Here is a 13,545-nt window from a genome sequence, read left to right as displayed (position 1 = left end):
CACTCCCTGGCGCCAAGCTTTGGAGAAGCTCCGGCTGCCCGGTCGACTGTTCTATCCCGTCAACACTTTCTCCTTGTGACGCTTTTATGTTTTCTATGTCACATTGGCAAGGGAAAAGCCCGTGCCGCCACAATAATGATCGATTCGCTTGTCCACGTGGAGTAGGCCGGCAAATGATGAATCGATGGCGCCGGTGCGAGGTGGAAGATGGCCTTTGTCAAGCTTTGATTAACCATAAGGGTTCATTGATCAAGGTATGCGTTTGGTGGCCGCATCGGCCGCCGTCTGGTTTTGAGAAAGTGGCGGGGAGCCCAAGGTGAAGCCTTTGGCGGTTTGTATGCGCGGTTCGCTGTTGTCGTTGATGTCGCGGATGGGTTGGCGTTTGTTCGGTGCTTCGGTGCTCGTCGGCGGTCTCCTCCTGAGCGTGCCGGCCGCTCGTGCTGCCGAGCCGGGCCCGTTGCTCGCCTTTGGCGCGCGGATCGCCGGCGACGACGCGCGCACCCGGGTCGTCGTCGAGTTCGACCGCAAGCCGGATTTTTCCGTTCATTACGTGGCCGACCCCGTTCGCGTTGTCGTCGACCTGCCGGAAACAGCCTTCGGCCTGAAGGCGGACAGCCTCCAACCGCGCGGCCTGTTCGACGCGATCCGCTACGGCGGCATGGGCGCGGGCAATTCCCGTATCGTTCTTTCCGCGAAGGGGCCTGTTGCGGTAACCCATGCGGAGGTGATCGCGGAGGAGGGGGGCAAGGGCTACCGCCTGGTTATCGACGCCGAACGGGTCGACCAGACGCGCTTCGATGCGCTTCTCGGCGAACAGCAATGGACCGGTTCCGTCGCTGCGACGAAAACCGACAGACCTGTGGCCGTTGCGCCCACCAAGGACGGCGGTCCCTTCATCATCGCGATCGATGCCGGCCACGGCGGCATCGACACCGGTGCGCTTGCCGCCGAGACGAAGACGGAAGAGAAACACGTCACGCTGGCCTTTGCCAAGGATCTCGTCGAGGCCCTGAACAAGGGTGCCGGGATCGAGGCTTTTCTCACCCGCGACAAGGATGTTTTTCTCTCGCTGCCGCAGCGCGTGCAGATTGCCCGGAACAAGGGCGCCAATCTTTTCATCTCGCTCCATGCCGATGCGCTCCGCCAGAAGGACATCCGCGGCGCTACGGTCTATACTATCTCTGACAAGGCGTCGGACCATCTGGCCGCAAGCCTTGCCGCTCGCGAAAACCTTTCGGACGAAATCGCCGGCGTACCGCTTCAGAGCGAGCCCGCGGAGGTCGCCGATATCCTGATCGATTTGACCCGCCGCGAGACGCAGGCCTTTTCCGTCAACATGGCGCGCGCGGTGGTTTCTTCCTTCGAGGGCCAGATCAATCTCATCAACAACCCGCACCGCTTCGCCGGGTTCCGCGTGTTGCAGGCACCCGACGTGCCGTCGATCCTGCTGGAACTGGGCTTCCTGTCGAACAAGGAGGATGAGAAATTGCTGCTGGATCCGGAATGGCGCAAGAAGGTTTCGGAGCGTCTTGCCGTCGCGGTTCGGCGTTATCGCGAGCAGGCGGTTGCCAGCGGCGGCTGACGTTTGAAGGCATGCCCAGGAACGAAGTGATTTGTGTCGCCTTGGTAACAGCGTTATGCTTTTCAACTGGATGCGCACGCGATAATCGGAAACAGCCCTATTTTACGCACATTCCGGGACCTAACCGGAATTGCGCCCGGATTTGTTGAGAAACGAGTTGAAGCCCGGGGTTCCTCGCCATATGAGGAGCCGGGCTTAGCGGGTTGCTGCGAAGCCAGACGATTTCTGACGGAAGAGTTTGGTCGGACTGACGCAATTAAGCCGGCGGGACAGAGCATGGACTGTCGCTCGGCGGTCCGGCAATTGAACGATAATTAAGGTACCGGTATCTGACTGATGATCAGGCTGATTGGATATTTCTTCGGGATTGGTGCGTTTCTGCTGCTTGGCGTGGCTGGAGCCGTGGCGCTTTATCTGGGCGTCGTCACCAAGGATCTACCGGACTACGAGGTGCTGGCGAAATACTCGCCGCCTGTAACGACGCGCTTTCATGCCGGCAATGGCGCGCTGATGGCGGAATATGCCCGTGAGCGGCGTCTCTATCTGCCGATCCAGGCGATTCCTGATCGCGTCAAGGCAGCCTTCATCTCCGCCGAAGACAAAAACTTCTACCAGCATCCGGGTGTCGATATCACAGGTCTCGCCCGCGCTATCGCGGTGAACCTGCAGAACTTCGGTTCCGGCCGTCGCCCGGTTGGCGCATCGACGATCACGCAGCAGGTGGCAAAGAACTTCCTGCTGAGCTCGGACCAGACGATCGACCGCAAGGTCAAGGAAGCGATCCTTTCGTTCCGCATCGAGCAGGCCTACAGCAAGGACCGGATCCTTGAACTCTATCTCAACGAGATCTTCTTCGGCCTGAATTCCTACGGTATTGCCGGTGCGGCGCTGACCTATTTCGACAAGTCGGTAACCGAGCTTACCATTGCCGAGACCGCCTATCTCGCAGCGCTCCCGAAGGGACCGGCCAACTACCATCCGTTCCGCAAGACCGAAGCCGCCATCGAACGCCGCAACTGGGTGATCGACCGCATGGTCGAGAACGGCTACGTCACCAAGGCCGACGGCGAAGAAGCCAAGAAGCAGCCGCTCGGTGTCAACCCGCGCCGCGGCGGCGCGCATCTCTTCGCCTCCGATTTCTTCGCCGAGGAAGTCCGCCGGCAGATCATTCAGAAATACGGCGACAACGCGCTCTATGAGGGCGGCCTGTCGGTTCGCACCTCGCTCGATCCGCGTCTGCAGATCGCGGCCCGTAAGGCGCTGCAGGCGGGTCTGCTGACCTACGACGAGCGCCGCGGCTTCCATGGTCCGGTGAAGTCGATCGAGATCGGTGGCGATTGGGGTGAGCCGCTTGGTGCCGTCGTCGCCTTCAGCGACGTGCCGGAGTGGAAGCTCGCCGTTGTTCTCTCTGTCGACGCACAGGGCGCCGAGATCGGCATCCAGCCGGAGAAGGAAGCATCGGGCAAAATCGTGGCCGAGCGCGTCACCGGACACATCTCCGCCAAGAACATGCAGTGGGCCTACCGTTCGGCGACTGGCGACCGCAAGTCGGCGAAATCCCCCGAAGGCGTCTTCGGCGCCGGCGACGTTGTCTACGTTGAGCCGCTCGCCGAAAAGGGCGAATATCGCCTGCGCCAGCCGCCGAAGGTGCAGGGTGGTCTCGTCGCGATGGATCCGAAGACCGGCCGCGTCCTGGCGATGGTCGGTGGCTTCTCCTATGGCCAGTCGGAATTCAACCGCGCGACGCAGGCGATGCGTCAGCCGGGTTCGTCCTTCAAGCCCTTCGTCTACGCCGCAGCACTCGACAACGGCTACACGCCGGCATCGGTCATTCTCGATGCCCCGATCGAAATCGTCGCGGGCGGTCAGGTCTGGCGTCCTGAAAACTATGGCGGCGGCTCCGCCGGTCCGTCGACGCTGCGCCTCGGCATCGAGAAATCGCGCAACCTGATGACGGTTCGCCTCGCCAACGACATGGGCATGAATCTGGTCGCCGAATATGCCGAACGCTTCGGCATTTACGACAAGATGCCGCCGCTGCTCGCGATGTCGCTGGGCTCCGGCGAAACGACGGTTCTGCGTATGGTCTCGGCCTATTCGGTGCTCGCCAACGGCGGCAAGCAGATCAAGCCGTCGCTGATCGACCGTATTCAGGACCGCTATGGCAAGACGATTTTCCGGCATGAGGACCGCACCTGCGACAACTGCAACGCGGGCGACTGGCAGAGCCAGGAAGAACCCGTCCTGACCGACAATCGCGAGCAGGTGCTCGACCCCATGACCTCCTACCAGATCACGTCGATGATGGAGGGCGTGGTGCTGCGCGGCACGGCCGCCGGCAAGATCAAGCTCGATCGTCCGGTTGCCGGCAAGACCGGCACGACAAATGACGAAAAGGACGCCTGGTTCGTCGGCTACACGCCCGACATGGTTGCCGGCCTCTACCTCGGCTTCGACAATCCGGCCCCGCTCGGCCGCGGTGCCACCGGCGGCAGCCTCGCGGTGCCGATCTTCAACGACTTCATGCAGGAAGCCGTCAAGGACACCCGCCCGAGCAAGTTCGTTGTGCCCGAGGGCATGAGCATGGTCGCCGTCAACCGCAAGACCGGCATGGCCGCCCAAGAGGGTGAGCCGGACACGATCATCGAGGCCTTCAAGCCCGGCACCGGCCCGGCCGACACCTTCTCGGTCATCGGCGGGCTCGATCAATACGTGCCGCCGGAGGAAATCCTGAAGAACTCGCCGCAGGCGAACCAGGCGGTGACCTCGGGCTCCAACGGTCTGTTCTAAGCCTTTCCCCTCTCGCGATGCCCGCCGCCTTTACATCAGCGGCGGGCATCGCTATTTGACGCTCAATTTCATATCGGGTTCACAAGAAGCAGGATTATGCGCAGCGAAATCGAGAACATTGTCGACGAAATCAAGCAGGCCATAAGCCTGCTGAGGAGGCATCTTTGACTGGGATCAGGCGGTAAGACGACTGGACTGGTTGAACAACAAGGCGGAAGATCCGACCTTGTGGAACGATGCTTCGGAAGCACAGAAGCTGATGCGCGAGCGCCAGCAACTCGACGACGGCATCAATGGCCTGCGTCGTTTCGAGCAGCAGCTCAACGACAACATCGAACTCATCGAGCTCGGCGAGGAAGAGGGCGACGCGGCGATCATCGCGGATGCCGAACAGGCGCTGCGTGAACTGCGCAACGAAGCGGCCAAGAAGCAGGTCGAGGCCATGCTTTCCGGCGAGGCCGATCAGAACGACACCTATCTCGAAGTGCATTCCGGCGCCGGCGGTACCGAAAGCCAGGACTGGGCCAACATGCTTCTGCGCATGTACACCCGTTGGTCCGAGCGCCAGGGATATAAGGTCGAGCTTCTTGAAATCCAGGACGGTGAAGAAGCCGGCCTCAAGTCTGCGACGCTGCTCGTCAAGGGCCACAATGCCTATGGTTGGCTGAAGACCGAATCGGGCGTGCATCGCCTCGTTCGCATTTCGCCCTATGACAGCAATGCGCGCCGCCACACCTCGTTCTCGTCGATCTGGGTCTACCCGGTGGTCGACGATTCGATCCAGATCGACATCAACGAGAGTGACTGCCGCATCGACACCTACCGCTCGTCTGGTGCCGGTGGCCAGCACGTCAACACGACCGACTCGGCCGTGCGTATTACGCATATGCCGTCCGGTATCGTCGTGCAGTGCCAGCAGGAGCGCTCACAGCACAAGAACCGGGCCAAGGCCTGGGACATGCTGCGTGCGCGTCTCTACGAGTCGGAGTTGAAGAAGCGCGAAGAGGCGGCAAACGCCGAGGCTGCGTCAAAGACGGATATCGGCTGGGGCCACCAGATCCGCTCCTACGTTCTGCAGCCTTACCAGCTGGTCAAGGACATGCGCACCGGGGTCGAGAGCACCGCACCGGGCGATGTGCTCGACGGCGAGCTCAACGAGTTCATGGAGGCGGCGCTTGCGCACCGTGTCAGCGGTGGCGCGGATGCAGTCGTCGACGATTTGAACTAAGCGTCGTTGCGAGAGTTCTTGAATTGAAGAAGGCCGGGTGTTCGCATCCGGCCTTTTCTTTTGCTCAGTTCGAGGCGCGCTCGACCTTGATGTCGCCGAGATCATCGATGAGCACGGTCCAGGTCTCCGGTTCGCGGGCGGTCGGATCTGTCTTCAGATAGACGGTCGCGAACATGCCCGGCTGCGCGGTGACGCCGGTTGAGGTCTCCGGGCGAATGTCGGTGACATAGGCTTTGAGCGCCGAGAACTCTTCGAGCTCCGCCGAGGAAACCACCACCGGTCCGGCTGGCGTCGCTTCGATCTGCTGCAGATGGACCTGTGCCGTGCCATCCGTCTGGCGAAGCGCGATCAGCTTGTAGTAGCCGCGGCGGGCGTCGGTTTGCTTCTCGGCGGCCGCATTGGGATCGAGTGATGAAAGCGGCGCTCCGCTTTCCTCCCAGTAGCCGGTGCTCGTGACAAAGGTAGCCTGCGGCGGCACGACGTTGGCGTCCTCGGCCCTGGCGCCGGCGGTGCTCACGAACAGGAGAAGCGCGAGGAGGGCGGATCTTTGCATTGGGGATTGTCGTCCTTTCAAACCGCAGCTCCGCTGCCGCTTCGCTCCTACAGCGCCGCGCGTCTTATCAGACGCGCAAAGGTCGCTGTAGCACTTTGAATTGCTGCATGTTTTTGTCCTTTAATCGGCTACGATTAAAGGAAAACATGCAGTAGCCGTCGGAAAACGAGCCGTGGAGGATCATAACATATCGCGCGGAGAACGTGCGTTCAGTTCGAAAATTGCTCGGCCAGGATGCGGTCCGACCAGGAATGATCGGGATCCGAGAGGATGCGCGCCGTCATGTTCTCCGATTCGGCGATCCGCACCTTGACCACCGACTTTACTTCCTGATGGTCCGCCACGGCGTTCACCGGCCGCTTGTCGGCTTCCAGGATTTCGATCTCGACCGTGACATGGTTCGGCAAGAGCGCGCCGCGCCAGCGGCGTGGACGGAAGGCGCTGACCGGCGTCATGGCCAGAAGCGGTGCTTCGAGCGGCAGGATCGGCCCATGGGCGGAGAGGTTGTAGGCGGTGGAACCGGCTGGTGTCGCCACCAGCAGGCCGTCGCAGGTCAGCTCCTGGAGCCTTGTCTTTCCGTCGATGAGGACGCGAAGCTTTGCAGCCTGATAGGACTGGCGGAAGAGGTAGACTTCGTTGATCGCAAGCGCCGTGAAGCTCTCGCCGTAGACGTCGGTCGTCTGCATCTCCAGCGGATGGAACGCGTTCTCGACTGCCTGGCAGATGCGGTCCGTCAGGTTCTCGGTGCTGTACCGGTTCATCAGGAAGCCGACGGAGCCGCGGTTCATGCCGTAGACCAGTTTGCCGCTGTTCATGGTCTGGTGCAGCGTCTGCAGCATGAAGCCGTCGCCGCCGAGCGCTACGATCACATCGGCCTTCGCCGGATCGTTGTCACCATAGATCGCCTTGAGATCAGCCGCAGCCTTTTGCGCCTCCTCCGCAGAAGAGGCGAGGAAGGCGAAGGAGTTGAACGTTCTGGCCATGAAACAGTGGTCCGTTCGATGCGTTGCATGCCGCTAGCGGCGATCTCTGTCCATCGTTTCTGGCATGGCCCGAAGCCGAACGCATCTGAAAAATTGGGAGAATTCGCAATTTTGCTTTACACCGGATGAGATTATGGTAACTCCCACCGCAGCAAGTGCCCTTATAGCTCAGTTGGTAGAGCGGCTGATTTGTAATCAGTAGGTCGGGAGTTCGAGTCTCTCTGGGGGCACCACATCTGCCTTTTTCTGCTGAAATCGCGCATTTTTTGAAGCTTTAACCGCATTCGGATTTGAGACGCGGGGCGAAGCTGCGAATTGAGCAGTCAATCACGTTCAGCAAGGATCGCCATAAGAAAGGCGTGCCGATCCAGGTCGACGAACCGGAAACCGTGCACGGCCACCTCGCGGTCTTTCCAAAGGGTAACGGCGCACGATTGATTCTCGATGCGAGAATATTCGCTCTCGGGAGGCCGCAGGATGCGCCGCTCTTTCATTTCGATACCGAAGACGTGGCTGCGGCACATCATCACGCGGTCGCCCTCGGTGTCGAGATCGTCACGCCGGTGCAATTCGAGCAATGGTTCACGATCCGCGACCCCGACGGCAATGTCTTGATGATTTGCCGGTGCTGAGCGGGACTGCCTCGCGATGTCAGATGTCGAACGAGGGGGCCATGCGCATCGGAACCTCCCGGCATTTCTGCAGGGCGTTGAGAAGGTTTTCGGCGAGATAGTCGATCAGCGCCCGGGTCGCCGGCAGCATGCCCTGGCGAGACGGGAAGACGAGGTGCACCACGACGTCGTTCGAGGTCCATTCCGGCAGCACCGGCACGAGCACGCCGGCGCGGAAGGCGCGCTCGCAGATATGGTCCGGCAACAGCGCCACGCCCATGCCTTCGATCGCGGCGCGTTCGAGGATCAGGAAGTCGCTGCAGCCGATGATCGGACGATGGGAGATTTCCGTCGTGTTTCCGTCGGATGAGACGAGCCGCCAGACGTCGGTCGGGTGTTGTTCGTTCATCGACAGCGTCGCCTGCTGGCTGAGGTTGTCGATGGTGATGTCGCCCGAGCGGGCAAGGAACGTCGGGCTAGCGGCGAGCCGCTCGCGAACCTCGCCGAATTTGCGGATGATCAGCTGATTGTCGGTATCGAGCTGGCCGCGGGCGCGGAGCGCCACATCGATCCGTTCTTCGATCAGGTCGATGCGCCGGTTGGTGGCGGTGATCAGGAGCCGCACGCCGGGATAACGCCGGTGAAACGCCGGCAGGATATCCGCGAGCATCGGGGTGAAGCCGAGTGGGCAGGCGAGCCTGACGGTGCCCGAAGGTTCAGCCCGCACCGCCGCAATTTCGGCTTCGGCGGCCGCGACGCCGTCGAGCAGCCCCTGGCAATGTTCATAGAAAACCCGGCCGATGTCGGTGACACGCAGCTTGCGGGTCGAACGTTCAAGCAACCGCACGCCGAGCTGTTCCTCGAGGCGGGCCACATGTTTGCTGAGTTTGGATTTGGGTATATTGAGATCGCGTGCGGCAGCGCTGAAGCCGTTGTTGCGCACGACGGCGGCAAAGAGCCCGAGATCGTTCAGATCCTGCATTGTCCTGTCTCCGAGGTCCGGATGCTTTGCCCGATTGTTTCCGTCTGGAAACAGTATGTCAAATATCCGCTGGCTTATCGGTCGATTGTTTTCCGCTCATATGTGGAGCACCGCAACGCAAACACAAAGGTGTTCCCATGAACGTTCTTCATATCGACTCTGGTATCCTCGGCGATCACTCGGTTTCCCGTCGCCTGACGGCCGCACTCGCCGCTCAGATCAAGGCTGACCGCCCGGATGCCACCGTGACCTATCGTGATCTCGCCGCCAGCTCGCTCCCGCATTTGACCGGCGCCCAGATCATGGCTCCCGCCGATCTCGCAGGCGTGGATGCCGACCTTGCCGCCGACGTCAAGCTTGGCCGCGACATGCTCGAAGAATTCCTGGCGGCCGACACGGTCGTCATCGGCGCCCCGATGTACAACTTTGGCATCCCGAGCCAGCTGAAAGCCTGGATCGACCGCATCGCCGTCTCCGGCAAGACGTTCCGCTACACCGAAAATGGTCCGGAAGGCCTCGCCAAGGGCAAGAAGATCATCGTCGCCTCGACCCGCGGCGGTCACTACTCCGCCGGCCCGGCCGCCGTCATGGACCACCAGGAATCCTACCTGAAGACGGTCTTCGGCTTCCTGGGCGTCACAGATGTGGAATTTGTCCGTGCCGAAGGTCTCAACCTCAGCGCCGATTCCAAGCAGTTTGCGATCGCTGAGGCTGAAAAGACCATCGCGGAAGGCAACGTCCTTCGCCTGGCGAGCTAACATATAGGTTCAGCGGGTCACTGACGTGATCCGGTGGAGGGGCCCAGGCCCTGCGTGCGGACGGTGCCGGTTGCAAACGCAGCCGGCATTGTCCGTTTTGGGATTTCACAATCTGCTTTATAATGCATCGATGGTGGACCGGCGGACAATTCTGTTGGGCATGACCGCTGCGGTGGCTGCACTGCTCGCCGCCGACGCGGCGCGCGCACACAATTGCACGTGCCGCAACCGCGACGGTTCGAAATATGAGCTCGGACAGATCGCCTGCCTAAGGGTCGACGGCAACGTCTATATGGCGCGCTGCGAAATGAACCTCAACGTCTCCACCTGGAAGAAGCTGCGTGACGGCTGCCCGACGGCGGCCGGCATGAGCACGCCGCTGAGCCCTACGGAGCAATTGGTCAGTTTCTGACGAGGAGCAGCGGCTTGCCGCCCTCATTACGGTCTTTTTCGAAGCCGGAAGGTGTGGCGGTGAACGCGAGCGAGCTGCCGTCTTCGCCGAGCAGGGTTATGCCAAGTCCGTTCGCCGTCCAGCTCTTCAGTTTCAATTTTCTGACGGCGCTATCGCATGGCTCTTCGACGGACAGTGCAAAATTGCCGTCACTGTCGGCAGCCTCCTTAAAGCGCACATGGCAGATGGCGGTTCCGCCCGGCCGTTTCATCTGCCACGCGCCTTTCATGTTTGCCGGCGCCGGCAGATGCGAGATGCCGTCCACCGCGGTTACGAGGGCCAGTCGAGGCCCGTCCTCGCCGTTCGTCAGGAGCGGGGATCCCTCGCTCTCTTCAAAGCGGGCATGGACTTTTCGCAGGACGTCGATCAGCAGCAGGCCGCCGTTCCCGTCGAAATTCCAGGCGGCGACGTCGGCAAGGGTTGGCACACTCTTGGCGCAACCCTCGGCTCCGGTAACTGCGTAGCCGCCGATCGCCTCATCGGCGGTGAGGGTGAGCTTGCATCCTTCGGCGCCATCGAGCGGCGCGACCAGATAGTCGCCCGCCTGCGCCGCGATGATCCCGGGATCGATGTCGCCGGCGGCGAAGGCGGTGTGTGAACCGAGGCAGACTGCACCCAGAACGAGCAGCCGAAACATAGGAACGCGTGACGCAACTGCGACAACCATGGAGCTCTCCGATCCCAACGCGCGGAGATTTCCACAGTCACATTTTCGCGTCAATGCGCCAGCCCTTGCAGCAGTGTGGGATGACGCCGTCGCCCGCTTGGTCGTCGCCATGGGCGGCCGGCTGCGCGTGGATGTCAGCGGTTCAGGAACTGGCGCGCGGCATACATGGCGATTGCTGCCGCGTTCGACACGTTCAGCGACTTGATCGCGCCCGGCATGTCGAGGCGGGCAAGGTCGGTCACGATCGAACGGGTCTTCTGCCGCAGTCCCTTGCCCTCGGAGCCGAGAACGAGCGCGATCTTCTCACCGCTGAATGTTCCTTCAAGCGGCTGCGGTCCTTCCGAATCGAGGCCGATCGTCTGGAAGCCCAGCCGATGGAGTTCTTCGATGGCATCCGCAAGATTGGTGATCTGGATATAGGGAATCATTTCCAGCGCGCCCGAGGCGGATTTGGCGAGAACGCCCGATTCGGTCGGGCTGTGGCGCATGGTGGTGATCAACGCACCGGCATCGAAGGCGACGGCGGAACGCATGATGGCGCCGACATTGTGCGGATCCGTCACTTGGTCGAGCACCAGAATCAGCGGGCAGTCGCGAAGCGCTTCGAGCTTGCGATGCGGCAAGGGGCGCGTCTCGAGCATCACGCCCTGGTGGATCGCATCGGGGCCGAGGATCTTGTCGAGATCCTGCGGCGTCACGGTTTCGACCGGGAAGGGCAGGGCCGAAAGCTCGTCGAGCTCCAATCTTGCAGCGGCGTTCGGCGTCACGCTGAGGCGAACGAACTGGCGCGCCGGATTGTCGAGGGCGGCGCGAACCGTATGCAGGCCGTAGAGCAGAACCTGCTCGGGCGCGAGCTGCGGTGGCTTCCAGTCGGCCGGCGCCTTGCGGCGCTTCTCCTGTTTTGGCGTTGGGATTTCGCCGCGTTCCCGCTTGGCGTCGCGGTGGGCGCGCCTGAGGTTGGCGTAATGGGTGTCCTTGGCGCTCTTGTCGCCGGTGTGATCTTTGCTCATGGGCGTCTTATAGAGGGGTTGCAGGCGTGGCGAAATGGTTTTCGATGAGCGGTCCGGAATTGTCGCTGTGGAGAAATTCGGAAATTTTCCACTGACCCGTGTTGACAGGAGGAAAGAGGGCGGTCATATACCCGGCCACAGATCGAGAGGCGGCAACGACGCGTCGCTGGTTGTCTCACGATCTCAAATGCTTGGTCGAAAGATCCCGACAGAATAATGGAGGGATGCCCGAGTGGTTAAAGGGGACGGACTGTAAATCCGTTGGCTCAGCCTACGTTGGTTCAAATCCAACTCCCTCCACCATTCTGCTTCTGGATCGAAGGCCCGCGGGTATAGCTCAATGGTAGAGCAGCAGCCTTCCAAGCTGAATACGCGGGTTCGATTCCCGCTACCCGCTCCAGCAGCGAACAGCCTCCTTATCCGAATTAATCCGATGCTCCAACGCTTCGCGGTAAGTCATTGTTTGTCTTGCTTGCGGAGCGATCCGTGATTCGCGCATGCCTGCCCTTGTGTCGGCGCTTCAGCGTTCTTACATATCGGCAGGAAAAGGCCGTCGGCGACCGGTCCGGGCGTACGCAATTAAGTCTTGCGCAAATCCCCTGAAACCCTTAAACGGCTCCACAAACCGGCCCTGCCGGCTGATCATTCATACTTGACCACAGGAAACGTACCCATGGCAAAGAGCAAATTTGAGCGCAACAAGCCGCACGTTAACATTGGCACGATTGGCCACGTTGACCATGGCAAGACGTCGCTGACCGCAGCGATCACGNATGGCAAAGAGCAAATTTGAGCGCAACAAGCCGCACGTTAACATTGGCACGATTGGCCACGTTGACCATGGCAAGACGTCGCTGACCGCAGCGATCACGAAGTACTTCGGCGAGTTCAAGGCGTATGACCAGATCGACGCTGCGCCGGAAGAAAAGGCCCGTGGTATCACCATTTCGACGGCCCACGTTGAGTACGAGACGCCGAACCGTCACTACGCTCACGTTGACTGCCCCGGCCACGCCGACTACGTCAAGAACATGATCACCGGTGCKGCYCAGATGGACGGCGCGATCCTGGTTTGCTCGGCTGCTGACGGCCCGATGCCGCAGACCCGCGAGCACATCCTGCTCGCCCGCCAGGTTGGCGTTCCGGCAATCGTCGTGTTCCTCAACAAGGTCGACCAGGTTGACGACGCCGAGCTTCTCGAGCTCGTCGAACTCGAAGTTCGCGAACTTCTGTCGTCCTACGAATTCCCGGGCGACGACATTCCGATCATCAAGGGCTCGGCTCTTGCAGCTCTGGAAGATTCGGACAAGAAGATCGGCGAAGACGCGATCCGCGAGCTGATGGCCGCTGTTGACGCCTACATCCCGACGCCGGAGCGTCCGATCGACCAGCCGTTCCTGATGCCGATCGAAGACGTGTTCTCGATCTCGGGCCGTGGTACGGTTGTGACCGGTCGCGTTGAGCGCGGTATCGTCAAGGTCGGCGAAGAAGTTGAAATCGTCGGCATCCGCGACACGTCGAAGACGACGGTTACGGGCGTTGAAATGTTCCGCAAGCTGCTCGACCAGGGCCAGGCCGGCGACAACATCGGCGCGCTGATCCGTGGTGTTAACCGTGACGGCGTTGAGCGTGGCCAGATCCTGTGCAAGCCGGGTTCGGTCAAGCCGCACAAGAAGTTCATGGCCGAAGCCTACATCCTGACGAAGGAAGAAGGCGGCCGTCATACGCCGTTCTTCACGAACTACCGTCCGCAGTTCTACTTCCGCACGACGGACGTGACGGGCATCGTGACGCTGCCGGAAGGCACGGAAATGGTCATGCCGGGCGACAACGTCACCGTTGCCGTCGAGCTGATCGTTCCGATCGCGATGGAAGAAAAGCTGCGCTTCGCGATCCGCGAAGGCGGCCGTACCGTCGGCGCAGGCATCGT

General features: G+C 61.2%; 12 protein-coding genes, 3 tRNA genes and 1 pseudogene. 10 read left to right on the top strand and 6 right to left on the bottom strand.

The window, feature by feature from the left end; translation table 11 throughout:
* Positions 1 to 370 precede the first annotated feature (370 nt).
* From ASE60_RS19810 to prfB, 3 genes are all read left to right on the top strand, one after another.
* Positions 371 to 1,582, top strand: coding sequence for an N-acetylmuramoyl-L-alanine amidase (locus ASE60_RS19810; protein ID WP_348272233.1), 1,212 nt, complete (start codon positions 371 to 373; stop codon positions 1,580 to 1,582).
* Positions 1,583 to 1,918: 336 nt separating this feature from the next.
* On the top strand, positions 1,919 to 4,372 hold the full coding sequence (locus ASE60_RS19805; protein WP_057252260.1) for a penicillin-binding protein 1A: 2,454 nt from the start codon (positions 1,919 to 1,921) through the stop codon (positions 4,370 to 4,372).
* A 96-nt stretch (positions 4,373 to 4,468) separates the two neighbouring features.
* Positions 4,469 to 5,600 (top strand): peptide chain release factor 2 gene (gene prfB, locus ASE60_RS19800; protein ID WP_156414686.1). Its coding sequence is split into 2 segments (ribosomal slippage): positions 4,469 to 4,537 and positions 4,539 to 5,600, totalling 1,131 coding nucleotides; the frame shifts between segments, so codons are not numbered across the junction.
* A gap of 64 nt (positions 5,601 to 5,664) precedes the next feature.
* Here prfB and ASE60_RS19795 read toward each other — a convergent pair.
* The gene (locus ASE60_RS19795; RefSeq protein ID WP_057252258.1) at positions 5,665 to 6,153 is read right to left on the bottom strand and encodes a hypothetical protein; all 489 of its coding nucleotides are present in this window, start codon (positions 6,151 to 6,153) and stop codon (positions 5,665 to 5,667) included.
* A gap of 209 nt (positions 6,154 to 6,362) precedes the next feature.
* Positions 6,363 to 7,136, bottom strand: a complete 774-nt coding sequence (locus ASE60_RS19790) for an NAD kinase (protein ID WP_057252257.1) — start codon at positions 7,134 to 7,136, stop codon at positions 6,363 to 6,365.
* A 157-nt stretch (positions 7,137 to 7,293) separates the two neighbouring features.
* Between ASE60_RS19790 and ASE60_RS19785 the strand changes: the two genes are divergently transcribed.
* Positions 7,294 to 7,369 (top strand) — tRNA-Thr (locus ASE60_RS19785).
* Positions 7,370 to 7,459: 90 nt separating this feature from the next.
* Here the strand turns inward: ASE60_RS19785 and ASE60_RS35790 are convergent.
* Together ASE60_RS35790 and ASE60_RS19775 are read right to left on the bottom strand one after the other, a co-directional pair.
* Entirely contained in the window at positions 7,460 to 7,714 is a 255-nt protein-coding gene (locus ASE60_RS35790; RefSeq protein WP_156414685.1) for a hypothetical protein, read from the bottom strand.
* A 73-nt stretch (positions 7,715 to 7,787) separates the two neighbouring features.
* Entirely contained in the window at positions 7,788 to 8,729 is a 942-nt protein-coding gene (locus ASE60_RS19775) for a LysR family transcriptional regulator (protein ID WP_057252255.1), read from the bottom strand.
* 137 nt (positions 8,730 to 8,866) lie between these two features.
* Between ASE60_RS19775 and ASE60_RS19770 the strand changes: the two genes are divergently transcribed.
* Together ASE60_RS19770 and ASE60_RS19765 are read left to right on the top strand one after the other, a co-directional pair.
* A complete protein-coding gene (locus ASE60_RS19770) occupies positions 8,867 to 9,487 on the top strand; it encodes an FMN-dependent NADH-azoreductase (RefSeq protein ID WP_057252254.1) in 621 nt (206 codons plus the stop codon).
* 160 nt (positions 9,488 to 9,647) lie between these two features.
* On the top strand, positions 9,648 to 9,899 hold the full coding sequence (locus tag ASE60_RS19765) for a hypothetical protein (protein ID WP_162261311.1): 252 nt from the start codon (positions 9,648 to 9,650) through the stop codon (positions 9,897 to 9,899).
* Here ASE60_RS19765 and ASE60_RS19760 read toward each other — a convergent pair.
* Both ASE60_RS19760 and ASE60_RS19755 read right to left on the bottom strand, forming a co-directional pair.
* Positions 9,889 to 10,605 (bottom strand): AprI/Inh family metalloprotease inhibitor, encoded by a 717-nt coding sequence (locus ASE60_RS19760; RefSeq protein WP_082615946.1) that lies wholly within the window; start codon positions 10,603 to 10,605, stop codon positions 9,889 to 9,891. The two genes, ASE60_RS19765 and ASE60_RS19760, sit on opposite strands and share 11 nt — an antisense overlap.
* Positions 10,606 to 10,739: 134 nt before the next feature.
* On the bottom strand, positions 10,740 to 11,615 hold the full coding sequence (locus ASE60_RS19755; RefSeq protein WP_057252252.1) for an RNA methyltransferase: 876 nt from the start codon (positions 11,613 to 11,615) through the stop codon (positions 10,740 to 10,742).
* A 218-nt stretch (positions 11,616 to 11,833) separates the two neighbouring features.
* On the opposite strand from ASE60_RS19755, the gene ASE60_RS19750 reads away from it, so the two are divergent.
* The 4 genes and pseudogenes from ASE60_RS19750 to tuf all read left to right on the top strand — a co-directional run.
* Positions 11,834 to 11,918, top strand: a tRNA-Tyr gene (locus ASE60_RS19750).
* A gap of 23 nt (positions 11,919 to 11,941) precedes the next feature.
* Positions 11,942 to 12,015: transfer RNA gene (locus tag ASE60_RS19745), tRNA-Gly, on the top strand.
* Positions 12,016 to 12,288: 273 nt separating this feature from the next.
* Positions 12,289 to 12,387 (top strand): annotated as a pseudogene (locus ASE60_RS36235) (GTP-binding protein); the annotation flags it as partial.
* 1 nt (position 12,388) lies between these two features.
* The coding region (gene tuf, locus ASE60_RS19740) for an elongation factor Tu (protein ID WP_057252251.1) at positions 12,389 to 13,545 on the top strand (1,157 nt) is incomplete at both ends.

It is taken from the genome of Ensifer sp. Root278, assembly GCF_001429285.1.
Lineage (GTDB): Bacteria > Pseudomonadota > Alphaproteobacteria > Rhizobiales > Rhizobiaceae > Ensifer.
Note: the sequence above shows the minus strand (reverse complement) of the source record. Positions and strands in the feature narration are given on the sequence as shown.